This window comes from Treponema sp. R6D11 (genome assembly GCF_054786075.1).
The window spans coordinates 1-358 of record NZ_BDHD01001209.1 but is presented as its reverse complement, the minus strand read 5'-3'; the positions used below and the strand labels follow the sequence as shown (position 1 = coordinate 358).

Annotated in this window: 1 pseudogene; it reads right to left on the bottom strand. The window is 42.5% G+C overall.

The window, feature by feature from the left end:
- Positions 1–358: pseudogene (locus ACYVTD_RS18140) on the bottom strand (DNA topoisomerase IV subunit A); the annotation flags it as partial.

Genomic DNA, 358 nt, shown 5'->3' with positions numbered 1-358 from the left:
CGCTATAATGCCTTTAAGCCAGGCGACCGAATAGGCGGTTATATTTTTTAGGTGGGTGTTTATTTCTTTTATACGCGCCTGTATTTTCTCCATTTTGTCTTTTGCCTTGTTTTTTTCGTACAGTGGAATCCTTCGGGTTGGAATTCGTAAAAAGTGTTCGACCTCGTCATCCGAAATGCAGGACGTCAACACTTCTATAAAGAACGACTGAAGGCACGCGACTACGGCGTCGTGAATGTCAATCGCCGTCTTCATTTTTTTGATGCCCTTGGAAATGCGCTCTTCTATGAAAATTCTTTCCAGAGGGCGAAGGTGCAATTTGTCCAGAAGTTCCTTTTTTTCAAGTTCAAGCACTTTT